The sequence below is a fragment of the Kribbella sp. C-35 genome (genome assembly GCF_046549195.1).
Lineage (GTDB): Bacteria > Actinomycetota > Actinomycetes > Propionibacteriales > Kribbellaceae > Kribbella.
On sequence record NZ_JAJPWG010000004.1, the window covers coordinates 21,377 to 41,292 of the forward strand.

Sequence of the window (19,916 nt, forward strand, 5' to 3'; positions counted from 1 at the left end):
CGGCGTCAGATCACGGCTACACAGAGTGCCGATCCCCGTGGGGGCTGACAAGCCTTCACTGCCAAGGTGTCCGCATCTGGACACCGCCGGTCTAGTTGCCGATGGCAAGCTTGTGGAAAACGGGTGGGAACACCGCCACTGACCCGATTCTCCATACTTTGACGAGCTTGTCCCTGCCCTGCGATCTGCACTGATTCCTAGACTGCCGAGAAACCGCGGCATCTCAGCCCGGTCCTCGAACCGTCCTCTTCCAAAGGGAAATCAGAAGGAGCCGGACGGCCGGCAGTTCGATCACGAGGAAGTGCAGATGAAGTCATCCAACGCTCCGAGGCGCCTGGCCGCCCTGATCGGATCCATGGTGGCCGTGCTGTGTTCGGCGGCGTGTTCGGTCGGCTCCCTCGGCACCGGCGACGAAGCCGGCGGCGACACGACCATCAGCTATCTGGTGTTCAACGAACCCAGCACCGTCAAAGCCGCGAACGCGCTGATCGCCGCGTTCGAGAAGGACAACCCGCAGATCAAGGTGAAGCTGGACACGATGCCGACCGGTTCGGACGGCGACAACGTCGTGAAGACCCGGCTGAGCACCGGTGAGATGAGCGACGTCTTCTCGTACAACTCGGGCTCACTCCTGCAGGCGATCCGTCCGGACGAGTACCTGGTCTCCCTGTCCGATCAGAGCTGGGTCAAGGACCTCGACAAGTCGTACCTGCCCGCGGTCAGCACGGCGCAGGGACTCTACGGGGCTCCGACCGGCGGAACCACGCCTGGCGGCGTGGTCTACAACAAGGCGGTCTACGCCAAGCTCGGGCTGAAGATCCCGAAGACGTGGGACCAGTTCCGGGCCAACAACCTGCTCATCAAGAAGAGTGGGATCGCGACACCGGTCGAGCAGACGTTCGGCGATGCCTGGACCGCGCAACTGGTGATCCTGGCCGACTTCGCGAACATCGCGGCAGTGGCTCCGCAGTGGGCAGCCGATTACACCGCGAACAAGGTGCACAACGTGGACCAGCCCGCACTGACCAGCTGGCAGCATCTCCGTCAGCTCCACGACGACGGCCTGCTGAACAAGGACTTCGCGTCGGCGACGTACGACAAGGGAGTGCAGGCGCTTGCCACCGGCAAGGCGGCGCACTACCCGATGCTGGCCGGCGTGATCGACGCCGTACGTCAGAACCACCCGCAGTACCTCAAGGACATCGGCATGTTCGCGATGCCGACCGCGACCGGGACCGACAGCCACCTGACGCTGTTCCTGCCGTCGGGCTACTACATCCCCAAGACGTCGACCGGCGCGAAGCTCGACGCGGCGAAGAAGCTCGTCGCCTTCACCCAGACGGCGAAAGGCTGTGAACTGCTCATCCAGAGCGGTTCGTACGGGCCCTTCGTGAACCGGCTCTGCGAGGTCCCGGCGGATGCTCCGGCGGCGATCAAACAACTGCAGACCTATGTTGCCGCCGGCAACACCGGACCCGCCCTGGAATCCGTGAGCCCGATCAAGGGTCCGGATCTGCCGCAGCTCGCGGTCGAGGTCGGCTCAGGGATCCGGACGGCGGACAGCGGCGCGAAGCTCTACGACCAGAACGTGAAGCAGCAGGCCCAGCAGCTCGGGCTCCCGGGCTGGTGACTGCCGGCCGCGTCTGACGCGGTCGTCCATCGTGGCCCCGCTGCCCCAGGAGAGGTTCGCACATGACAGTAGGCACGACGGCAGTGGCGCCGGCCGCTCCAGCCCTGTCCGGGCATCCGCCGCGACGCCGGCAACGCGGCAGATCGACGAGATCGCGGTACCCGCTGTGGTTCTTGCTGCCGGGCGGCGGCCTCCTCGTCCTGCTGTTCGTCGTACCGACGGCGACGTCGTTCTACTTCAGCCTGACCCGGTGGACCTTGTTCGACTCGACCTTCATCGGCCTGGACAACTACGCCACGTTCTTCCAGGATCCACAGCTCTTCGGCAGCTTCGTCCACACCCTCGTCTACGCCGTGATCACCAGCGTCGGCAAGGTGGCGGCGGGGCTGGCGCTCGCGATCCTGCTGAACGGCAGAATCATTGCCCGCGGCTACCTCCGGGCCGTCGTCTTCTTCCCGGTGCTGGTCTCCGCGGTCGGCGTCGGCATCACGTTCAAGGTGTTGTTCGACCCGTTCGACGGGCTGATCAACCGTGCGCTCGGGGTCGTCGGTATCGACGGCCCCGGCTGGCTCACCAATCCGGATCTCGCGTTGGCCTCGGTCGCCATGGTCGACATCTGGAAGGGCGTGGGGGTGTCGACGCTGATCTTCATGGCCGGCTTGGTGGCGATTCCCAGGGACTACTACGAGTCGGCGCACATCGATGGAGCAACCGACTGGCAGCGGTTCAGGTTCATCACCCTGCCGCTGGTCGGTCCGGCCACGATGACCGTGGTCATTCTCAACGTGATCTCCGGCCTGCGCTCGTTCGAGCTGATCTGGACGATGACCGGAGGCGGTCCCGGATTCACCAGCGACGTGCTCGCCTCGGTGATCTACAAGAAGTACCAGGCGGGCCTGTACGGCCTGTCGACCGCGGGCAACGTGGTGATGTTCGTCGTCGTGGCGGCGATCACGATTCCGCTGTATCGCTGGTTCCGGCGCCGGGAGGTCGCGCAATGAGATCGCACAGCCACATCGTCCGCGGACTGGTGGCGCTCGCCGTCTCCACGATCGTGTTCCTGGTCCCTTTCGCCTTCATCGTGCTGACCGCGTCCAAGACCGCGGCCGACGCGTCGCGGTTCGAGTTCAGCTGGCCGGGCGACTTCGTCCTGCTGCAGAACATCGCGGAAGTGTTCAAGGTCCGCGACTTCGTCATCGTGCGCGCCTTCATCAACAGCACCACCTTGACGGTGTCGAGCGTCGTGGTGATGGTCGTCCTGGCCGCGATGATGGGGTACGTCGTCCAGCGCCGTACCGGCCTGTTCACGAGTGCGGCCAGGATGCTGGTCCTGGCCGCGTTGATCGTCCCGTCCGCGGTGGTGCCGACCATCTGGGTCCTGCAGGCGCTCGGCCTCTACAAGCAGATGCTCGGGATGATCCTGATCGAGGTCACCGGCGGCCTGCCGTTCTGCGTTCTGCTCTGCTCCGCCTTCGTCGCGACCATCCCGCGAGAACTGGACGAGGCGGCCGCCCTGGACGGCGCCGGCCCGCTGCGGGTGTTCTTCAGGGTCATCCTGCCGCTGCTGAAGCCCGTCGTGGTCACCATGGTGGTGGTGCAATCAGTTGCCGTCTTCAACGACTTCACCGGTCCGCTCTACTTCTTGCCCGGTGACCAGAACGCCACCGTGCAAGCCACCTTGTTCAACTTCCAGAGCCAGACCCTCAGCCAGTGGAACCTGCTGTTCGCCGACATCCTGCTGATCACCGTTCCGCCGCTGGTGCTCTACCTCTTCTTCAACCGCCAGATCGTCGAGGGCATGGTCAACGGCGCGGTGAAAGGTTAGCCAGGACGGTGGTCGTCACCAGGTGACCACCACCGCTCCTGCGCGGTAGGTGGGGACCACGTGCGCGAACGGCAGCGGCCGGAGTTGCTCGGCGTCGACGAGGGCCAGGGAAGGCACCCGGCTGAACAGCGCGCCGATTGCCTCGGTGATCTCCACCCGCGCGAGCTGCTGACCGGCACATCCGTGCGACCCGAACCCGAACGCCAAGTGGCCGAAGGCGTCCCGCCCGAGATCGAAACGCTCCGGTTCGGGGAAGCGCTCCGAGTCCCGGTTGGCCGACAGGGGAGACACCGAGACGCTCTCGCCGGCCTGGAAGCGCACGCCGTCGATCTCGAGGTCCTCGGTCGCGGTCCGGGGGAATAGGGCCACGAACATCGTCGAGTAGCGCATGAACTCCTCGATCACCGCCGGGGCCACGGACGGATCGCCGGTCAACCGCTGCCGCTGCTCGGGATGGGTCAGCAACGCCACCGTCGTGGTGGCGATGGTGTAGGCGACCGAGTCCCGCCCCGACGACATCAACACCGCAGCGAGCCCGACGACCTCGTCGTCGGTCAGCTCCGAATCGACCAGGTCGCTGATCACGTCGTCCCCTGGCTCAGTACGGCGGTACCCGACGATCTCGCGCACGAAGTCGACGGTCGCCTGCGCCGAGCTGCCGTGGACATAGTGCTGGATGTAGTCCTGGACCCGTTCCGCGGGAATGCCGAGGACATGGGCATGCACGCGCGCCGAGATCGGCTCGGCGACCTGCTCGGTGAGGTCGGCCGGTTTCGGCTGAGCGAGCAGGATGTCCACCTGCTCGGCGGCGATGGCGCGAACCGTCTCGCGGTGTCCGCGTGCCGCCTTGACCGTGAACCGGCTCCTGATCGTCTTCCGGATCCGGTCGTGCTTCGCACCATCGAGAATCAGTAGATCGCCACTCGTCAGCGCACGCAGGTCATCGGCCGTGACGGACGGCGGCGCCGGATCGGCCGGACCCAACGGGAACCGCCGTGGCAGCTGGCTGAAGCGTTGATCGGACAACACGGCGCGCGCGAGAGCGTGGTCGGTGACGAGCTTGCCGACATGACCGTCGGCGTACCTCAGCGGGTGGACCTTGGCTTCCTGTCTGCGCTCCGCGAAGAAGGGCGACGGCTGGAGCGGGGTGCCGTCGGACGGAAGCGTGTACCCGGTCACCGGGCATCGAAGGTGGTCTGCGGGGTTGGACAGGTCAGTCATGATCAACTCGTTTCAGGCAGGTGGGCAGTGGAGCCGGCAGCCGACTGCTCTTCGAGCAACGCGGCCCGGTGGGTTCGGAAGGGCTTCGGCATGTTCCAAGCGACCAGACCGCAGACACGGTCGCCTGCTCGGAACCCAAACAGGGCCTGGTCGCTGTCCTGATCACCGGCCAGGACTTCGACGGAGTCGGCGATGTCGAGACGGCCCGACGCCTGCACCCGAGCACCATGGATCTCCGACCAGAAGAACGGGATCGGGTACGGCGACAGGTGTCCCGCGGCGAGCAGCCGGCCGACCGACCGTCCTTGCTCCATCGCCGTCAACTGGTGTCCACAGGCACGGTGCGTGCCGGTCGCCGGATCGAGCCAGCTCGACGCGTCGCCGACGGCGAACACGCGATCGGCGACACGGCCGTGGCTGTCCGCGAGCAGGCTGCCGTCCGTGAGCAGCCCGGAGTCTGCCAACCACGCGACGGCCGCCTCCGCGCCCGTGGCAGCGATGACGACGTCGGAGCTCAACCTGGTCCCGTCGGCAAACAGGATGTCGTACCCGGGGCCGTCGGTCGGTCGCACCGCCGCGACCTCCGCACCGGTGCGCACCTCGACGCCGTGGGCGGCATGGAGGGCACGGAGCCGTTCGGAGAAGCGGAGCCCGGCGGCGCCCAGGCTCAGGCCGGCACTGCGTCCGACCAGGCTCACCCGCGCACCACGAGCGGTCGCGGCAGATGCTATTTCGGAGCCCAGGACACCCGTGCCGAGCACGGTCACCCGCCTGCCCCGAACCAGCTGACCAGCGATCCGGAGGGCGTCATCGAGGGTGCGGAGTAGGTGGATGGCCGGTGCCGGGCGAGTGGCTTCAGCACTGTACGACGCCCACGACGGCCGCCGGGCCGAGGCACCTGTCGCGATGACCACGGCGTCGTATCCGATGACGTCGGTTCCGATGGCATCGTGGTCGGTCTCGACAATCCGGGATCGACGGTCGATCCGCACCGCTCGACGGCCGGGGCGAAAGTCGACCTCCAACGCTCGCAGTACCGACGCCTCGACGAGTCGTGCCTGGTTAGGCTGCCAGGTGGCGAGCAGGATCTGCTTGGACAGTGCCGGTCGCCGGTAGGGATCCCAGTGCTCGGCTCCGAGCAGTACGACCTCGCCACCGAAACCCGCTTCGCGCAAGGACTCCACGGTCGCGAGGCCTGCCGTCGAGGCTCCGACCACCACGATTCGCTCGATCACTCCCGGACCTGGATCGCCCGGGCCGGGCAGAGGGACGCCGCCCGCCGGGCCGACTCGACGCGGTCCTCCCGGGGATCCTCCTCGATCAGCACTACCAGTCCGTCGTCGTCCTGGTCGAAGAGATCGTCCGCGACCAGCACGCACTGGCCGGCGCCGACGCACGCCGACCGCGTCACCTCGATCGTCATCCGGGGTCCTTCGGTTCGCAGGTGCAGATCCGTCATCGCGCGTCCACGCTAGGCGCGCGGAACCGTCGGACGACAGCGGAGCCGTGATCAAAACATGGAGTATCCGGTCAGTAGCGGGCTACTCTCGGGCCGTGGACGAAGTGCTCGCCGAGTCAGCTCCCGACGCCGCAGGTCGCCGCGGTGGTCCCGCGCTGATCGGCGCCAACCCCTACGCGTTCCGGGCAGGTGAGCGACTGCGGAACGACCTCGTCGGGAGTATCTGCATCGTCTGGGTGATGTCCGGAAGGGGGACGGTTCGCACCGGGCCGCTCACCCTCGAGCTGACCAAGGCGTCCGTCATGTGCCTACCCTGGCGGCACGACGTGCGGTGGGAAGCCGATCAGCGTGATCCGTTCCGGGTCGGTACCGTGCACGTGGTGCCCTGGCACGACGCGCGGATCGAAGTCGAACCGCATGTGCCGTGGCAGGACGGTGATCCACTGCTCGACGCCGAGTACCGGCAAGGTGAGCGTGGTGAGGTGATCGAGATTCCGCTGGCCCACGCGGACGCACGGCAACTCGTCACTCTCGGCGGCTACGCGATCGATCGCTTCGATCGCGGCCTCACCTCGGACATGTCCCTGCGGGCGATGGGCACGCTACTGCTCGAAGAACTCACCCAGGCGTCCACGACAGCATCGGACAACGGTCCGCAGCCACCCCTCGCCTTCGAGCAGATGCGTGCGTTCGTGGAGCAGAACCTGGATCGCCGGTTCACCGTGGCTGAGGTCGCCCGAGCAGGCGACTGCAGCGCGTCGACCGCCGAACGGCTCTTCGTACGGTGGACCGGATCATCGATCGTGTCGTGGTCGAAGGACCTCCGGATGGAGCGCGCCTCGGTCCTCCTGTCCACAACCGGCCTCCGCGTCGGCGAAGTAGCACGCGCCGTCGGCTACCCCGACGCCCTCTACTTCTCCCGAGTCTTCGCCGCCAACTTCGGCATCCCCCCGAGCCGCTACACCTCAGTCCGCATCCGCCCTTGATCCTGCGGCCGCTCCTGGCCGGGTGGTCAGGTCGAATGTCGTGCTGGCCTCAGACGCCAGCAATCGCGACGAGAACCTCGACGACGACCGCCCGTTCCCCAGCATCACCACCACGACCGGCACATACGCCGTCTTCGACCGCATCAAGCAACTCGCCTACTCCCCCGGCGGCGACGCCGAGTCACACCTAGCTGCGGACGGTGCCCCCACGATCAGGTCCGCCACTTCCCTCGCGATGCGATGCCGCTCGGTCTTTGGCCGACGGATCACCTTGCGACCAGCTTCACGGATGCGGTCGCGTTGATCACACCCTTCGCGGACCCACTGATCAGCGGCGAGGGTCGCGGTGAGGACTGGGATCCAGAGAACGCTCGGTGGACGTGACCAACGCGTCAAAGCCGTGGACCATCAGGTCGACGTCTTCGACCCATCCGTCAGCAGGCCGACCGACCGGGCTACGCACCCTTTTACGCACCTGCATCAGCGAGCAGTACTGCACAGGCACGCGAGTGCATGCGCAGTCCGACTTCGAGAAACCGCAGTTCACAGGCAACTTTTGCGGGCCAACAGCAACCATCGATCAGTCTCCAGTGGAAATCAGCGGGTTCAGGATTCGAGTCCCTGGCGGCACACCTGGCGGCGCACCAAAGGCCCAGGTCATGACGGTGACCTGGGTTTCTTCATGTCCGAAGGTCACCTTTGTTCGACCTTTCAGCCGCGCGTCTCTCGCCGTGGCTCGGCCGGCGGCCGTCGGCTGATCGTGACTGTGCGTCACGTCACATCGGCTCGCGGCATGCCGCTTCCGCGAGCTCGTCAACACCTCCAAACCCAGCTGCATCCCGTTCGATCCGTGGGCTGGACGGACGACGGCCCCTCGGCGCGGGGTGTGCTGAGGGGCCGTCTGCCGTCTACTCGCCGTTGAGCGGCGGGGTCAGGTCCGGGCGGCCGGTCATCCGGAAGTAGACCGGGTCGGCGAACTCAGCGTCGACCCAGTGGAGTTCGTTGATGACGGTCGCTGTGCCGTTGACGTGGCCGATCGCGAACATCTCGGCGTTCTGGCCGTTGCGGTCGATGCCGACCAGCAAGGTGCCGTACTGCCCGCAGCGCTCCGCGACCAGGTTGATGGGCTTCTCCCACCGGCTCCCCGCCGCCCGCACCAGCTTCACCACCGGCTTGAACGCGCCGGTCGTCGGCACGTGGACGGAATACAGGGCGCCGCCGCGGGTCGTGGCCAGGAAGGTGTCGTAGGTGGCGGTCTGGCTGATCAGGGCCATCGCCCGGACCGACGAGAAGCCAGGGGCGCTGACCTTCGCCGCCCACGTGGCGCCACTCATCGTCCACCGGAACAGCGTGCCGTCCGAGCGGAGTGCGTACTGATTCGTCCGCTTGGTGGTGCGAGAGGTCTCGAAGTAGCTGTACCCGTCCCAGCCGCCGCCGACCCGGGCCGTCGTGGTCGTGCCCGCGATCGGCTTGTTCTGCGCGTCGACCTGGTAGCTCACGTCCCACATGACGTTGCCGAAGACCATCCAGCCGGAGTACCGCGAACCGGCGGCCACCGGCTCCTTCACCATCGAACTAGCCATCCCGGCGTCCAGAAACGTCGCCAGGAGACCGGGGGTCTCACCCGTCATCGACGGCGGAGTGGTCGCCGTGTACTCGCGGATGTAGTGATCGCCCGCACCGGTCACCGAACCGACCGACATCTTGCACGCGGCAGTCACCTGCTGAGCCCCGGTCGGCGCCACTGCCGGGGAGGCGCTCGCCGGCACGGCGCCGAGCCCCGCCACCAGCACCGCGGTCAGTGGCAGTACGCCGGCCCACCGCGACCTCGAGCCCTTCATAGTCATCACCCTCCAGATCGTGTCGAAAGTATCCAGAGGACGTGATGCAAGAAGAGGCTGCGAAGTTATCGCGATCGCGGGGATCACCGCCGGCCTGCGGAAGCGGACGAGAGCGTCGAATACGAAGGACGTGGGGCGCCGGCGTCAGCCGTCGCGTTCGTGGCTCGGACGGAGCCGCGTACGTCACCGGGCAAGAGATCGTGGTGGCTGGCGGTCTGACCGCGAGGCATGCCTGGTCAGGTGCCTGGAGCGATCGCACAAGCTGACACGCAGACCCAGGTGCCCTGGCGCTTCTGATACGCGTCCGTGTACAGCGCTTCCTGTTCCGTGCCGTCGGCAAGCATCGTGTACGTGCTGCGACCGTGGATCAGCGCGACATCGCTCAGGATGCGGACTTTGACGTCATGGACGGCGAGATCCTTGAGGGGCCGCGGCCTGGGGTGTGTGTCCGGTCCGCTGGTTCTCATGGGTGTGTCGTGCAAGTGATGAGTGTCGGTCCGCCAGGGCGTCTTACCGACACGCACAACTCGTTCCTCCGCCACTGCAGGTAAGACCGCACGGCGGGATCGACGCTGATCAGAGGTACGAGGGCGCCATGGCGGTACTGCGTGGCGCGGGCAATCGACCTGGAGAGAGGCACGGCTCGATGCACGACGTGGCACCGGTGAGCAATCTGCACCGCCGGGACAGGACGCTCACGCTGGCGTTCGTCTCCGCGGTGATCGCCCTGGTGGCGACGTTCTCCGCGGTGGGGTCGACGATCCCGCTTTTCAACATCTACCGCGCCGAGGAAGGGTTCACCAACGCCGGCATCTCGCTGACCGTCGTCGCCTACTCCGCCGCGACTCTCGGCACACTGCTGGTCCTGGGGCGACTGTCCAATCACGTGGGCCGACGGCCGCTCGCGATCGCCGGCCTCGGACTGCTCGTACTGGCGTGCCTACTGCTCTTGAGCGTGCACGACATCGGGATCCTGATGGCCGGGCGGCTCCTGATGGGCCTCGGCGCCGGGCTGGGAAGCAGCACCCTCACCGCCTACATCGTCGACGCTGCGCCGACTCGGCCGGCCTGGCTGGCCTCCGTTGCTTCCAGCCAGACAGTCATGCTCGGTCTGGCCGTCGGGGCCGTCACGTCGGGCGCCTTGGTCCAGTTCGGGCCGTGGCCACGTGACCTCATCTACCTGGTTGTCATCAGCCTGCTTCTGCTGTCCGCCGCGCTCGTCGCGATCAGCCCGGAGACCGTGATCTCAACGCCGGGTGGTTGGCGATCACTGCGCCCGAGCGTTCGCCTACCGGTCCGAATCAGGCATCTGCTGCCCGTCGCGGCCGCCGTGTTCCTGGCCACCTGGGCGACCGGCGCCTTCTACCAAGCCTTCGTGCCCGCACTGGTCGAGGATCAACTGCACACCCACAACTCACTCATCCTCGGCCTGGTGTTCGCCGCATACATGGGCCCCAGCGCTCTGGGCGCTCCCCTAGGCGGCCGGTTCTCACCGGCAGCAGCGCAACGCCTCGGCATGATCACCTTCCTGGCTGGGTGGATCGGCATCATCACGGCGATCGCCACCGGAACGCTGGTGCTGTTCATCGCCGCAACCGTCGTCGGAGGCGCCGGCCAAGGCATCGCCATCAGCGCGGCCACCCGGGGCCTGCTGTACGGCAGCACCCTGTCCGACCGGGCACCAATCTTTGCGGTCGTGTATCTGCTCAGCTACAGCGGCGCGACCGTTCCCAGCCTCATCTCGGCCCGGCTCTCCGGCACCTTCTCCGTGCCACACATTTCCCTCGGGTACGGCGGACTCGCCCTCATCGCCACGCTGTTCACCGTCTTCGCAGCACGCAATCCGCAGACCCACAGTGTGAAAGGCTGAGTTGATGAGCAACAAAGAACAGACGTCGGCGGCCGAGGACCTGATCGACAACACCGAGCAAGGCCGCTTCGAGCTCTACCGCGGTGGCGACCTGGTCGGATGGCTCTACTACACCCGTCTGAGGCCCAACCGGTACGCCCTCCGGCACACCGAAGTCGAGCCGAGTCATCAGCACCAGGGCGTGGCCGGCGCCATGGTACGGCGAGTGCTCGACGAGGTCCGCTCCCGCGAGGGCACGATCACCGCAATCTGCCCCTTCGTGGCCGACTACCTCTCGCGTACTACGACGTACGCCGATCTGCTCGACCCGAGGCACCCGGGCTACCCCGACCGCGCCACCGCTGAGGCAGCGCAGGCGAAAGCCGCCGGCAAGAACTGACGCCGGCCGCAGCTTCTACGCCGTGTAACCCGGCGTACCCACCGCCGATCGCCAAGATCCTGCGCATCGGTTCCCCCTTCGTCCACTCACTCGAGTTCGGCCGCCCGGATGCGGTAGATCTGCATCGGCAGGCCGTAGTACTTGTCGGTCTCGCCGACCCACGCCATCCCGAGACGCAGTGCGGTCGCGCAGGCGCGACGGTTCTGCGGCCGGGCGACCGCGTACAACTCGTCGATCGTCCCGGTTGCGAATGCCCAGCGCATCAAGGCGCGGCTCGCCTCGGTCGCGAACCCCTGACCCCAGGCCGCCGGTTCGAGTTGCCAGCCGATCTCGAAGTCTTCCTCGTACGGCGGTAACAGGCCGATCATCAGGCCGCCGACCACGGCACCGTCGGCTCTGGTGACGATCGCCCATCGCCCGGCAGGTACGACGAGACTCTTGCCGGCCTCGATCCAGGCGCGGAGCAGCAGGCGCATGGTCGCCTTGTTCGGAACCTGGCCCATCGCGGGCGACAGCCACCGTGCCACCTCGGCAGACCCGTAGATCCGCAAGGCGGCGTCCGCGTCAGCCTCGGTCCACTCCCGAATCACGAGCCGGTCGCTTTCGATGATCACTGTCATTTCGCCGTCCTGTCGATCGAGATGTTCCCCGCGCCACTGGCTCCTCCGATGCCACAAAGAGGTCCTGTCAGTCCATCTATGGCTGCTCCCCCACTCGACTTGCCCGCATTCGAAGAAGATGGCTGTGAAACGCAATCCACTAGAGGACTATATAGTCCTTTCATGGAGGCGAGCGCCACGCAGTCTCTTCAGAGCGCAGCACAGAGGAAGTAGCGATGACTGATCAGGTTCTTCGGCCCGACGGAACGGGCTTCTACCTCGCCGGTGGCGAGCTGTCGGTGACCGGCCCGGACGAGCAGACGACCGGCAACCCGCCGGTCGACTTCAGCGTCACCGCGGGCTTGTTCGGCAACCCCGAGATGGACTTGGTGCTGGCCAGCTGGAGCAGCGCGCGGACGGACGACCCGGACAGTGTGTGGTCGGACGAAAGGCACCTGGTCCTGCCGTTGCGGACACAGCCGGTGATACTCAACTCGCTTCCGAGCAAGGTCCGGGTGCAGTTGCGTACCGGAGCTGGCCTCCAAGAAACCGAGGGCGCCTGGCAGCTCGTCCTTCACTTCCGCAACCACGCGGGATCGAGCCTGACGTTGCACGCCAATCTTCCCACCGAGGCGTTCGGTACCGGTTGGCTGGCTCCGTTGGCCGACCTGCTGACCATCGACGACGCGGGGCCCGTTGCGCAAACGCCCACCAGCACGCCGGCTTCCCCGACGATCACTGTGGTCCACCACGCAGACGACGAGTACTACGAGCTCCTCGTCGACGGTCAACAGGCCGGGCTCCTCGTCTACCACCTGATCGGCTCGCACCTGTCCATCACGCACACCGTCATCGAGCAGACATACCGCGGGCGAGGACTTTCGTGGGTGCTGGTCAGCCGCGCTCTCGACGACATCCGCACGCAGCCCGTGACGGTGTCGAACTACTGCGCCGTCGTCAGCCGCTTCATCGAGAAGAACCCGGAGTATGCCGATGTCCTCGGCGCGCCCCGGCCTGCCCCTACCTCGTGATCAGGACGGGTGAAGGAAGCGTGTGGACGGCTACTTCTTCTTGCCGGCCGGCTTCGCGTACGCGCGGACCGAGTTCATCGCCAGGTCGAGGGCGACCTGCATCGGTCCGGGGTCACGGGCGGCCTGGGCGAGAACGTACCCACCCTGGAGAGCAGCCATGATTCCTGTTGCCAGCGCTTGTGGATCAGCGGCCTCGGTCAGCGTGCCGTTCGCCTTCATCCGCTCGAGCGCTCCGGCCAGCAGCGAGATCCAGGATGTCAGGTGCGCCTCGAGATCGATGCGTGCTGCCTCATCCTGGTCGGAGAGCTCGGTCGACAGTGAGCCCAGTTCACAGCCGAGCGCCCCACGGCGCGCCGTGACTCGCTGGAGGATGGCCCGGCACCAGCGATCGAGTCCGCTGAACGAGTCGACCCTGCGGAGATACTGCTCCTCACGCTCGAGTACCCGGCCGCCCCGCAGTGCGACCACTGCCTGGACCAGGGCACTCTTGTCGCTGAAGTGCCGGTAGAACTGTGACTTGCTCGTCCCACTCGCCGCGGTCACCTCGTCGAGCGTGGTCGCTGCGGCGCCCTTGAGAGACATCAGCTCGTCGGCAGCGGCGACGATCCGGGCGCGCGTGGCCGCGCCGCGGGCGGTCAGGCGGCGATCGAGCTCGTTCACTGTCTCGGGCACGGAACGAGCTTATCGGGACCGAGCAACGATTGCTGCCGCTTCTGGAGACGAACGGTCCGTGGTCCTGCTCGACGGGTAAGAACGCGGGCCGTGGCCGACGCGAACCCATGAGGAGCCGGCACGCCGCCGGCCGGTCGGCAGGAGGACGGATGAGCGAGGTCAGCCGGGAGTATTACGGCAGTTACAGCGTGGACGACGAGGACCAGCTCCAGTTCTCCGACACGCTGGACGGGCGCGGGGTCTCCGACCTTCTCGACGAAGGTTACTCGCCGCCGGAGAGGTGGTCGGCCGGCGAGGGCTTCGGTACGACGGCGGCGGAGGCGTTGCGGGGTGAGACCTTCGAGCAGCGGCTTGCTCAGGAGGAGCGTGACATCGACCCGTACGCCGTACCGCCGGAGTCTGTCGACGGCCCGGAGGTCGGCCGGGAACGCGCCGGACGTCTGGTAGCTCCGGACGAGGGGTCGCACTTCGATCTCGAAGAAGAGCTCGTCGCAGCCGACGTCGGGATCGACGGAGGCGCCGCGAGCGCCGAAGAAGCCGCGATTCACGTTGTCGACGACGAGCCGCTGGAACTCGACGAGGTCAACTGATGAGGACCCTGCCGAGCGACGCCCAGCGCGAGCTGACCGTGGTCGAGGACGGCGAAATGCGGAGGTACGAGTTACTCGTCGCAGGCACGACGGTAGGAACCCTCGACTTCCGGGTCGTCGGCCGGCGGCGTGTTCTGGGGCACACCGAGATCGCGGCCGATCAGCGGGGACGTGGACTCGCCACGACACTGATCAAGGCGGTCCTCGACGACCTCCTTGCCGAGGGCATCCGGGTGACGAACTACTGCCCCGCGGTCGAGCGTTTCCTTCAGGTCAATCCGGAGTACGTCGTGGTGCTCGATCCGTCGCACCCACCGATGCATCCGCACTCCAGGACCCCGGCAGGCGAGAAGACGCCAGTGGATCGCGCCGCGCCACTGCAGCAGCTCGTCCATGCCCAGCACTCCAGACTTGGAGAGCTCGCCGCGCGTTCTCAGGACCCGAGCATGGACGGATTCGAACGGCGTCGCATCACGGACCAGTTCACGGCCGTTGCCGCACAGCATGCCGCCGCCGTCGCCGATGTCTTGCTCACCGCGGCCAGGACGTTGCCCGGTGAGGACGCCGCAGTCCTGCTCGGCAATCTCAAACAGTTCGAGCAGGCGCTCCGGGTGCTCAAGGGCAGGGCGTACGGCGACGCGCGCTTTCTGAATCTCAGCGCAACCGAGACCTGGCGTGAGGCCGAACGGCTACTGGCCGAGCACGAATCGACCGAGACACGGATCGTGTCCGGCCTTGAGCGACTCCATGGGGCCGGCGGTGCCCTGGATCTGGCCCGGGCCTTGGCGCAACGGCAATGGAGTTCGCCGACGCGGCCGCACCCCAACTCGCCGCATGCCGGACTCGCCGGACGATTGGCACACCAGCTGTGGCGCATCGCCGACACGACCTGGGACGAACTGGAAGGACGCGGGCTCCCGACCGAGCCGACGGAGCACGCGAATCGGCATTCGGCCTTCTCTCATTATCTGTTCGGAACGCCCGACGATGCCGGCTCCACGGGCGGAACCGATACACCTCACATTCATCAGGACCCCGGGAAGCAGTAAGGCCGAACCCCGATCGCCACACAAGTAGGACGTCCGGGTCACTCGGACCCGGCATGGATCGAGGGAAGCTCATGAGTGGATATTTCGAGGGCCGCAAGCTCATCGTGGTCGGTGGCAGCAGCGGCATGGGGCGACAGACTGCCGCGGACGTTGTCGGGCAAGGGGGCAAGGCCGTCATCGTCGGGCGGCAGAAGGCGAAGGTCGACCAGACAGTCGCCGAGCTCGGTGAAAAGGGCGAGGCCTGGGGGATCACTGCCGAACTGGCGGATCGCAAGCAAGTAGAAGACGTACAGGAGCAACTCGCCGCAGAGCACGCCGACGCGACGCTACTGGTCAACGCGGCCGGATTCTTCATCCCCAAAGAGTTCCTCGACTACAGCCAGGAGAACTACGACGCGTACCTGGAGCTGAACCGAGCCACGTTCTTCCTGACCCAGACGGTGGTGCGGGGAATGAAGGCGGCCGGCTCCGGTGGTGCGATCGTCAACATCGGCAGCATGTGGGCCCATCAGGCGGTGGCGGCGACGCCGGCGACCGGCTACTCGATGGCGAAAGCCGGCCTGCACGCTCTGACCCACAACCTGGCCATGGAACTGGCGGCCGACGGCATTCGCGTCAACGCCGTAGCTCCCGCGGTGGTGGCCACGCCGTTGTACGAGGGCTTCATCCCAGCCGACCAGCTCGAGGAGACCGTGAAGGGATTCGACGGCTTCCACCCGTTGGGACGGGTTGGAACAGCCCAGGACATCGCCTCCTCCATTGTCTTCCTCCTCTCTCCGGAGGCCAGCTGGATCACCGGAGCGATTCTCAACGTCGACGGCGGCGTGATGGCCGGACGCAACTGACGGCCGAGCAGGCGCACGATCAGGTCCCTGTGGAATGAGTGTGGAGAGCCCATGACGAGTTTTCAGACCGTGTCCGCCGGCGGATTGGAGGTCTTCTACCGGGAAGCGGGTAAGCCGGGAGCACCGAAACTCCTGCTGCTGGGCGGATTCCCCTCCTCGTCTCACCAGTTCCGGAACCTGATGCCGGCACTGGCCGACAGGTTCCACCTGGTCTCGATCGACTACCCCGGCTTCGGGAACACCGAGATGCCCGATCCTGCGGTGTGGGACTACACCTTCGACCACCTCGCGGAGATCGTCGACGAGGCGATGCTTGCGATCGACTTCACCGGACCGATGGGGCTGTACATGCAGGACCACGGGGGCCAGATCGGGAACCGGCTGATCTCGCTTCATCCGGACTGGCTGCAGTGGCAGGTCATCCAGAACTCCAACATCTACGAAGAGGGGTTCACCGAGATCTGGGACGGGATGCGTCACGCCTTCTGGACCGATCGCAACGCTGACAACGAAGCGCCGCTCAACACATTGCTCGAACCGGAAAGCGTCAAAGCGATCTACCTCACCGGCCATCCCGATCCGACGAAGATCAGCCCGGACAACTGGAACCTCGACCTGCACTTCCTGGCCCGGCCGAACGCGCGCAGGGTGCAACTGGATCTCTTCTACGACTACCGGACGAACGCCGCCCAATACCCTGCCTGGCAGCGACGGCTGCGCCGCGACCAGCCCAGAACGCTGATCTTCTGGGGTCAGGGCGACATCTTCTTCACCCCGGCCGGCGGCGAGGCCTACCTGCGCGATCTCCCTGACGCGCAACTGGTCCGCCTCGACTCCGGACACTTCGCCACCGAGGACTGCCTGCAAGAGATCGTTGACGGGATCAACAGTTTCTACGACGAGACCGTGAAGTAAACGCGGCAGTCAGCGAGTACGCAAGGAGTGACCGCGGCCAGTAAGGCCGATGGTCGACGTCACCGGGTACGTCGCCTTCGACACCACGCGGGTGATCGTCGAATAGACCGCGGCCACCCGCACGTACTCATCCCGCAACAACAGGTGCAGTCCGTTGATACTGCTCATGCGATCTGCTGCTCCGGCAGGTAGCCGGCGTCGACCAATGCGGCGCGGAGCTTGCGGCGGGCATCGAACATCGTCTTGTAGATCGCATTGGGTGTCGCGCCGAGCTGATCAGCGAGCACATCGGTGGGCATCCCGTTCAGCACCAGCGCGACGAAAACCATCCGTTGCTTCGCCGTCAGATTCTCATCGACGGCTCGATGTACGGCGTTCATCAGATCCCGGCTCTCGGCCTGCGCCTCCGGCTCGATCCCCAGCCGTGCGGGAAGACGGTCCCAATCCTCTTCGTCGAACGCAACGCCGGCCCGCTGCCAGAAGTGCCGGTTGACCTTGGCCGCCACGTCGAAGATCACGAACTTGTACGCCCAGGTAGTGAACTTGCATTCACCGCGGAAGGTCTCGACCTTGCCACAGATCGCCAGTAAGGCGTCCGCGGCCGCCTGGTGCGCAATGTCGTCCAGCTCCGGTCCGACGAGGCGCAGCCTCGCCGCCCGCCGACCGACCTCCGCTCTCGCGGCTCGCAGGAGAATCTCGTACAAGCGTCGGCTCGCAAGCTCACGCCGATCGCCACAGCTGCTCAGGTCGCGAACCCAGGCACGGTTCTCCCGTGCCACCTCTGCGGAAACGATCCGTACCTGCGACAACGACTCGGAACCTTCGCTCTTCATGGATCTCCGGCGATCAGCGGAACGTGGCGATCACAGGTCCGGCACGTCGGTGTGTCGAACGATGGAACGACATGGACGATACCGTCCATTCCTGGCTCCGTCCACTCAGCGCCGAGCGGCGCAACTCGCTCCACACTCGAAGCCAACTTGGCGGGCGACTTGGACGGTCTCACCGACCAGTTCGGATGACTGGTGACTAACTGGTCGATCTCGTCCTGTTTGTCGTCGCCGTTGATTGGCAGCCACAAGCCTCGGAAGGTCGACCAGGTCATCCGACACGAATATGCATCGGGGGCATCAGACCCCGGACGTGAGAAGGGATCCCCCTGTCGATGAGCGAACGCGAAACACGGTGCGGCGCCGATCCTCATGGACGAGTGGAGATCCGCAGGGACGACCTGACAGCAATACGTCACGAGATCAGGACCCACGCCTCGAACGCGTGGGCGACGGAGCGTGGGTACGAACCGATCTACTCCGCATCGCCGCGCTCGAAGATCGTGGTCATCGGCCAGGCGCCCGGGCGGCATGCTCAGGACACCCAGATCCCCTGGAACGACGCCAGCGGCGTCAAACTGCGGCAGTGGTTGGGCGTGACCGAGGCGCAGTTCTACTCCCCGGACACGATCGCGCTGCTGCCGATGGACTTCTACTATCCGGGCAAGGGCACACACGGCGATCTCCCGCCGCGGCCGGCGTTCGCGTCCAGGTGGCACCCGAGGATCCTGTCGTTGATGCCGGCCGTTCGTCTCACCGTCCTCATCGGGAGCTACGCCCAGAAGCACTATCTGGGAACCAGCGCCCAGAAGAACCTCACCGAGACCGTCCGCGCCTATCGTGACTATGCGCCGGACCGGATCCCGCTGGTGCACCCCTCACCCCTGAACTTCCGGTGGCAGGCGAAGAACCCCTGGTTCGAGACGGACGTGATTCCCGCTCTGCAGACCCTGGTCGCGGACGCTATTCGTAGCGGCCTTCGAACGTCACGCCATCGCTGAGCCCGGTGAATCGCATCGACGTACCGGCTCGCGAGGATCTCCGCGGCGCCACGGAACGAGCGAGGGTGTGCCCGTCGCGTCGGCGATGGGCACACCCTCGGGGTCGGATCAGGCGGTGGTCGCGCGCCGCGGCAGCACCCAGTCCGGGCGTACGAAGTGGCACGTGTATCCGGCGGGATACTTGATCAGGTAGTCCTGGTGCTCCGGCTCGGCCTCCCAGAACGGACCGGCAGGCTCGATCGTCGTCACGGCCTTGCCCGGCCACAGACCCGACGCATCGACGTCGGCGATGGTGTCGCGAGCGACCTTCTCCTGTTCCGGGGTGAGCGGAAAGATCGCCGAGCGGTAGCTCGCGCCGATGTCGTTGCCCTGACGGTTCACGGTCGACGGGTCGTGGATCTGGAAGAAGAACGCCAGGACGTCGCGGTATGTCGTCTGCGCCGGGTCGAAGACGATCTCGACGGCTTCTGCGTGCCCGGGATGACTGCGGTACGTCGCATGGTCGTTCTGCCCGCCCGTGTACCCGACACGCGTCTCGAGGACGCCGGTCTGCCGGCGAATGAGGTCCTCCATACCCCAGAAACACCCGCCGGCGAGGACGGCTGTCTCGGTGCCAGGCTTGCGGGTGACCTGCCCGGTGTCGCCGATTCCACTGGTCATGACGCATGCTCCTCTGTGCTCGTGATGTCGCTGGGCGTGTCGGCCGTCTCGAACAGCGACCGATACTCGCCGTACCCCTGACCCTCCAGTTCGGAGGCCGGGATGAAGCGCAGTGCGGCGGAGTTCATGCAGTACCGCTGGCCTCCCGCCGCGGCGGGGCCGTCATCGAAAACATGACCGAGGTGGCTGTCGGCTCCAGTGGACCGCGCTTCCGTGCGGGTCATCCAGAGCGACCTGTCCGTCACTGTGCGAACCGCGTCTCCCGCGATCGGCCTGGTGAAGCTTGGCCACCCGGTGCCGCTGTCGTACTTGTCGGTCGACGAGAACAGCGGCTGGCCGGAGACCACATCCACGTAGATCCCGGGCTCGTGGTTGTCCCAGTACTCGTTCCGGAATGCGGGTTCCGTCCCGTCCTTCTGCGTCACCCGGAACTGGCTGTCGGTGAGGCGACTGACCGCCTCCGGAGTCTTCCTGTAGTCGTGTGACACGGTTTCTCCTTTTCTGACGTCGCTG

The 19,916-nt window shown here is 66.3% G+C and carries 25 protein-coding genes; 13 read left to right on the forward strand and 12 right to left on the reverse strand.

Annotation, left to right across the window (positions count from 1 at the left end):
• Positions 1 to 307: 307 nt before the first annotated feature.
• The 3 genes from ACLJOO_RS25870 (at position 308) to ACLJOO_RS25880 (ending at position 3,455) form a co-directional block, all read left to right on the forward strand.
• Entirely contained in the window at positions 308 to 1,630 is a 1,323-nt protein-coding gene (locus ACLJOO_RS25870; protein ID WP_410789979.1) for an ABC transporter substrate-binding protein, read from the forward strand.
• Positions 1,631 to 1,692: 62 nt separating this feature from the next.
• Complete coding sequence (locus tag ACLJOO_RS25875; protein WP_410789980.1) at positions 1,693 to 2,631, forward strand: carbohydrate ABC transporter permease; 939 nt, start codon at positions 1,693 to 1,695, stop codon at positions 2,629 to 2,631.
• Positions 2,628 to 3,455: a carbohydrate ABC transporter permease gene (locus ACLJOO_RS25880; RefSeq protein ID WP_410789981.1), complete on the forward strand. Its 828-nt coding sequence runs from the start codon at positions 2,628 to 2,630 to the stop codon at positions 3,453 to 3,455. Before ACLJOO_RS25875 ends, ACLJOO_RS25880 begins: the two co-directional genes overlap by 4 nt.
• Before the next feature lie 15 nt (positions 3,456 to 3,470).
• On the opposite strand, the gene ACLJOO_RS25885 is transcribed toward ACLJOO_RS25880, so the two are convergent.
• Genes ACLJOO_RS25885 through ACLJOO_RS25895 form a run of 3 tightly spaced genes read right to left on the reverse strand, consistent with a single transcriptional unit; the run spans position 3,471 to position 6,099 of the window.
• Entirely contained in the window at positions 3,471 to 4,676 is a 1,206-nt protein-coding gene (locus ACLJOO_RS25885) for a cytochrome P450 (protein ID WP_410789982.1), read from the reverse strand.
• A 2-nt stretch (positions 4,677 to 4,678) separates the two neighbouring features.
• Positions 4,679 to 5,911: an NAD(P)/FAD-dependent oxidoreductase gene (locus ACLJOO_RS25890; protein ID WP_410789983.1), complete on the reverse strand. Its 1,233-nt coding sequence runs from the start codon at positions 5,909 to 5,911 to the stop codon at positions 4,679 to 4,681.
• Complete coding sequence (locus ACLJOO_RS25895; RefSeq protein WP_410789984.1) at positions 5,908 to 6,099, reverse strand: ferredoxin; 192 nt, start codon at positions 6,097 to 6,099, stop codon at positions 5,908 to 5,910. The genes ACLJOO_RS25890 and ACLJOO_RS25895 overlap by 4 nt, the downstream gene beginning before the upstream one ends.
• A gap of 131 nt (positions 6,100 to 6,230) precedes the next feature.
• On the opposite strand from ACLJOO_RS25895, the gene ACLJOO_RS25900 reads away from it, so the two are divergent.
• Together ACLJOO_RS25900 and ACLJOO_RS25905 are read left to right on the forward strand one after the other, a co-directional pair.
• On the forward strand, positions 6,231 to 7,121 hold the full coding sequence (locus tag ACLJOO_RS25900) for a helix-turn-helix domain-containing protein (protein ID WP_410789985.1): 891 nt from the start codon (positions 6,231 to 6,233) through the stop codon (positions 7,119 to 7,121).
• Positions 7,122 to 7,161: 40 nt separating this feature from the next.
• The gene (locus ACLJOO_RS25905; RefSeq protein WP_410789986.1) at positions 7,162 to 7,425 is read left to right on the forward strand and encodes a hypothetical protein; all 264 of its coding nucleotides are present in this window, start codon (positions 7,162 to 7,164) and stop codon (positions 7,423 to 7,425) included.
• A gap of 604 nt (positions 7,426 to 8,029) precedes the next feature.
• Here the strand turns inward: ACLJOO_RS25905 and ACLJOO_RS25910 are convergent.
• Positions 8,030 to 8,962, reverse strand: a complete 933-nt coding sequence (locus ACLJOO_RS25910) for a hypothetical protein (protein WP_410789987.1) — start codon at positions 8,960 to 8,962, stop codon at positions 8,030 to 8,032.
• 236 nt (positions 8,963 to 9,198) lie between these two features.
• Positions 9,199 to 9,429, reverse strand: a complete 231-nt coding sequence (locus tag ACLJOO_RS25915; RefSeq protein WP_410789988.1) for a nuclear transport factor 2 family protein — start codon at positions 9,427 to 9,429, stop codon at positions 9,199 to 9,201.
• A 179-nt stretch (positions 9,430 to 9,608) separates the two neighbouring features.
• On the opposite strand from ACLJOO_RS25915, the gene ACLJOO_RS25920 reads away from it, so the two are divergent.
• The gene (locus ACLJOO_RS25920; protein ID WP_410789989.1) at positions 9,609 to 10,832 is read left to right on the forward strand and encodes an MFS transporter; all 1,224 of its coding nucleotides are present in this window, start codon (positions 9,609 to 9,611) and stop codon (positions 10,830 to 10,832) included.
• Between the two features lie 4 nt (positions 10,833 to 10,836).
• Positions 10,837 to 11,211 carry a GNAT family N-acetyltransferase gene (locus ACLJOO_RS25925; protein WP_410789990.1) on the forward strand — a complete coding sequence of 125 codons (375 nt, stop codon included), beginning with the start codon at positions 10,837 to 10,839 and terminating at the stop codon, positions 11,209 to 11,211.
• A gap of 86 nt (positions 11,212 to 11,297) precedes the next feature.
• Here ACLJOO_RS25925 and ACLJOO_RS25930 read toward each other — a convergent pair whose 3' ends face one another.
• A complete protein-coding gene (locus ACLJOO_RS25930; protein ID WP_410789991.1) occupies positions 11,298 to 11,831 on the reverse strand; it encodes a GNAT family N-acetyltransferase in 534 nt (177 codons plus the stop codon).
• Between the two features lie 215 nt (positions 11,832 to 12,046).
• Here ACLJOO_RS25930 and ACLJOO_RS25935 point away from each other — a divergent pair, with 215 nt between their 5' ends.
• Positions 12,047 to 12,841: a GNAT family N-acetyltransferase gene (locus tag ACLJOO_RS25935; RefSeq protein WP_410789992.1), complete on the forward strand. Its 795-nt coding sequence runs from the start codon at positions 12,047 to 12,049 to the stop codon at positions 12,839 to 12,841.
• Positions 12,842 to 12,871: 30 nt separating this feature from the next.
• Here ACLJOO_RS25935 and ACLJOO_RS25940 read toward each other — a convergent pair whose 3' ends face one another.
• Positions 12,872 to 13,513 (reverse strand): TetR/AcrR family transcriptional regulator, encoded by a 642-nt coding sequence (locus tag ACLJOO_RS25940; RefSeq protein ID WP_410789993.1) that lies wholly within the window; start codon positions 13,511 to 13,513, stop codon positions 12,872 to 12,874.
• Between the two features lie 149 nt (positions 13,514 to 13,662).
• Here ACLJOO_RS25940 and ACLJOO_RS25945 point away from each other — a divergent pair, with 149 nt between their 5' ends.
• The 4 genes from ACLJOO_RS25945 to ACLJOO_RS25960 all read left to right on the forward strand — a co-directional run bounded on the left by ACLJOO_RS25945 (position 13,663) and on the right by ACLJOO_RS25960 (position 16,912).
• Positions 13,663 to 14,103, forward strand: a complete 441-nt coding sequence (locus tag ACLJOO_RS25945) for a DUF5709 domain-containing protein (protein ID WP_410789994.1) — start codon at positions 13,663 to 13,665, stop codon at positions 14,101 to 14,103.
• Entirely contained in the window at positions 14,103 to 15,152 is a 1,050-nt protein-coding gene (locus ACLJOO_RS25950) for a GNAT family N-acetyltransferase (RefSeq protein WP_410789995.1), read from the forward strand. The genes ACLJOO_RS25945 and ACLJOO_RS25950 overlap by 1 nt, the downstream gene beginning before the upstream one ends.
• Positions 15,153 to 15,223: 71 nt before the next feature.
• Positions 15,224 to 15,997, forward strand: a complete 774-nt coding sequence (locus ACLJOO_RS25955) for an SDR family NAD(P)-dependent oxidoreductase (protein WP_410789996.1) — start codon at positions 15,224 to 15,226, stop codon at positions 15,995 to 15,997.
• A gap of 51 nt (positions 15,998 to 16,048) precedes the next feature.
• The gene (locus tag ACLJOO_RS25960) at positions 16,049 to 16,912 is read left to right on the forward strand and encodes an alpha/beta fold hydrolase (protein WP_410789997.1); all 864 of its coding nucleotides are present in this window, start codon (positions 16,049 to 16,051) and stop codon (positions 16,910 to 16,912) included.
• 9 nt (positions 16,913 to 16,921) lie between these two features.
• Here the strand turns inward: ACLJOO_RS25960 and ACLJOO_RS25965 are convergent, their stop codons facing one another.
• From ACLJOO_RS25965 to ACLJOO_RS25975, 3 genes are read right to left on the reverse strand one after another with little or no spacing between them, the layout of a single operon-like run.
• Entirely contained in the window at positions 16,922 to 17,080 is a 159-nt protein-coding gene (locus ACLJOO_RS25965; RefSeq protein ID WP_410789998.1) for a hypothetical protein, read from the reverse strand.
• Entirely contained in the window at positions 17,077 to 17,745 is a 669-nt protein-coding gene (locus ACLJOO_RS25970) for a sigma-70 family RNA polymerase sigma factor (protein WP_410789999.1), read from the reverse strand. The genes ACLJOO_RS25965 and ACLJOO_RS25970 overlap by 4 nt, the downstream gene beginning before the upstream one ends.
• On the reverse strand, positions 17,742 to 18,017 hold the full coding sequence (locus ACLJOO_RS25975; protein ID WP_410790000.1) for a hypothetical protein: 276 nt from the start codon (positions 18,015 to 18,017) through the stop codon (positions 17,742 to 17,744). Before ACLJOO_RS25975 ends, ACLJOO_RS25970 begins: the two co-directional genes overlap by 4 nt.
• Positions 18,018 to 18,122: 105 nt before the next feature.
• Between ACLJOO_RS25975 and ACLJOO_RS25980 the strand changes: the two genes are divergently transcribed.
• Positions 18,123 to 18,743 (forward strand): uracil-DNA glycosylase family protein, encoded by a 621-nt coding sequence (locus ACLJOO_RS25980; protein ID WP_410790001.1) that lies wholly within the window; start codon positions 18,123 to 18,125, stop codon positions 18,741 to 18,743.
• Between the two features lie 108 nt (positions 18,744 to 18,851).
• Here ACLJOO_RS25980 and msrA read toward each other — a convergent pair whose 3' ends face one another.
• The gene (msrA, locus tag ACLJOO_RS25985) at positions 18,852 to 19,403 is read right to left on the reverse strand and encodes a peptide-methionine (S)-S-oxide reductase MsrA (protein WP_410790002.1); all 552 of its coding nucleotides are present in this window, start codon (positions 19,401 to 19,403) and stop codon (positions 18,852 to 18,854) included.
• Complete coding sequence (msrB, locus tag ACLJOO_RS25990; RefSeq protein ID WP_410790003.1) at positions 19,400 to 19,891, reverse strand: peptide-methionine (R)-S-oxide reductase MsrB; 492 nt, start codon at positions 19,889 to 19,891, stop codon at positions 19,400 to 19,402. The genes msrA and msrB overlap by 4 nt, the downstream gene beginning before the upstream one ends.
• Positions 19,892 to 19,916: the final 25 nt, after the last annotated feature.

Coding starts and splice junctions, on each gene's coding strand:
- ACLJOO_RS25870 (WP_410789979.1), top strand. CDS start 308: ATGAAGTCATCCAACGCTCCGAGGCGCCTGGCCGCCCTGATCGGATCC.
- ACLJOO_RS25875 (WP_410789980.1), top strand. CDS start 1,693: ATGACAGTAGGCACGACGGCAGTGGCGCCGGCCGCTCCAGCCCTGTCC.
- ACLJOO_RS25880 (WP_410789981.1), top strand. CDS start 2,628: ATGAGATCGCACAGCCACATCGTCCGCGGACTGGTGGCGCTCGCCGTC.
- ACLJOO_RS25885 (WP_410789982.1), bottom strand. CDS start 4,676: ATGACTGACCTGTCCAACCCCGCAGACCACCTTCGATGCCCGGTGACC.
- ACLJOO_RS25895 (WP_410789984.1), bottom strand. CDS start 6,099: ATGACGATCGAGGTGACGCGGTCGGCGTGCGTCGGCGCCGGCCAGTGC.
- ACLJOO_RS25910 (WP_410789987.1), bottom strand. CDS start 8,962: ATGAAGGGCTCGAGGTCGCGGTGGGCCGGCGTACTGCCACTGACCGCG.
- ACLJOO_RS25915 (WP_410789988.1), bottom strand. CDS start 9,429: ATGAGAACCAGCGGACCGGACACACACCCCAGGCCGCGGCCCCTCAAG.
- ACLJOO_RS25920 (WP_410789989.1), top strand. CDS start 9,609: ATGCACGACGTGGCACCGGTGAGCAATCTGCACCGCCGGGACAGGACG.
- ACLJOO_RS25925 (WP_410789990.1), top strand. CDS start 10,837: ATGAGCAACAAAGAACAGACGTCGGCGGCCGAGGACCTGATCGACAAC.
- ACLJOO_RS25930 (WP_410789991.1), bottom strand. CDS start 11,831: ATGACAGTGATCATCGAAAGCGACCGGCTCGTGATTCGGGAGTGGACC.
- ACLJOO_RS25935 (WP_410789992.1), top strand. CDS start 12,047: ATGACTGATCAGGTTCTTCGGCCCGACGGAACGGGCTTCTACCTCGCC.
- ACLJOO_RS25945 (WP_410789994.1), top strand. CDS start 13,663: ATGAGCGAGGTCAGCCGGGAGTATTACGGCAGTTACAGCGTGGACGAC.
- ACLJOO_RS25950 (WP_410789995.1), top strand. CDS start 14,103: ATGAGGACCCTGCCGAGCGACGCCCAGCGCGAGCTGACCGTGGTCGAG.
- ACLJOO_RS25955 (WP_410789996.1), top strand. CDS start 15,224: ATGAGTGGATATTTCGAGGGCCGCAAGCTCATCGTGGTCGGTGGCAGC.
- ACLJOO_RS25960 (WP_410789997.1), top strand. CDS start 16,049: ATGACGAGTTTTCAGACCGTGTCCGCCGGCGGATTGGAGGTCTTCTAC.
- ACLJOO_RS25965 (WP_410789998.1), bottom strand. CDS start 17,080: ATGAGCAGTATCAACGGACTGCACCTGTTGTTGCGGGATGAGTACGTG.
- ACLJOO_RS25970 (WP_410789999.1), bottom strand. CDS start 17,745: ATGAAGAGCGAAGGTTCCGAGTCGTTGTCGCAGGTACGGATCGTTTCC.
- ACLJOO_RS25975 (WP_410790000.1), bottom strand. CDS start 18,017: ATGACCTGGTCGACCTTCCGAGGCTTGTGGCTGCCAATCAACGGCGAC.
- msrA (WP_410790002.1), bottom strand. CDS start 19,403: ATGACCAGTGGAATCGGCGACACCGGGCAGGTCACCCGCAAGCCTGGC.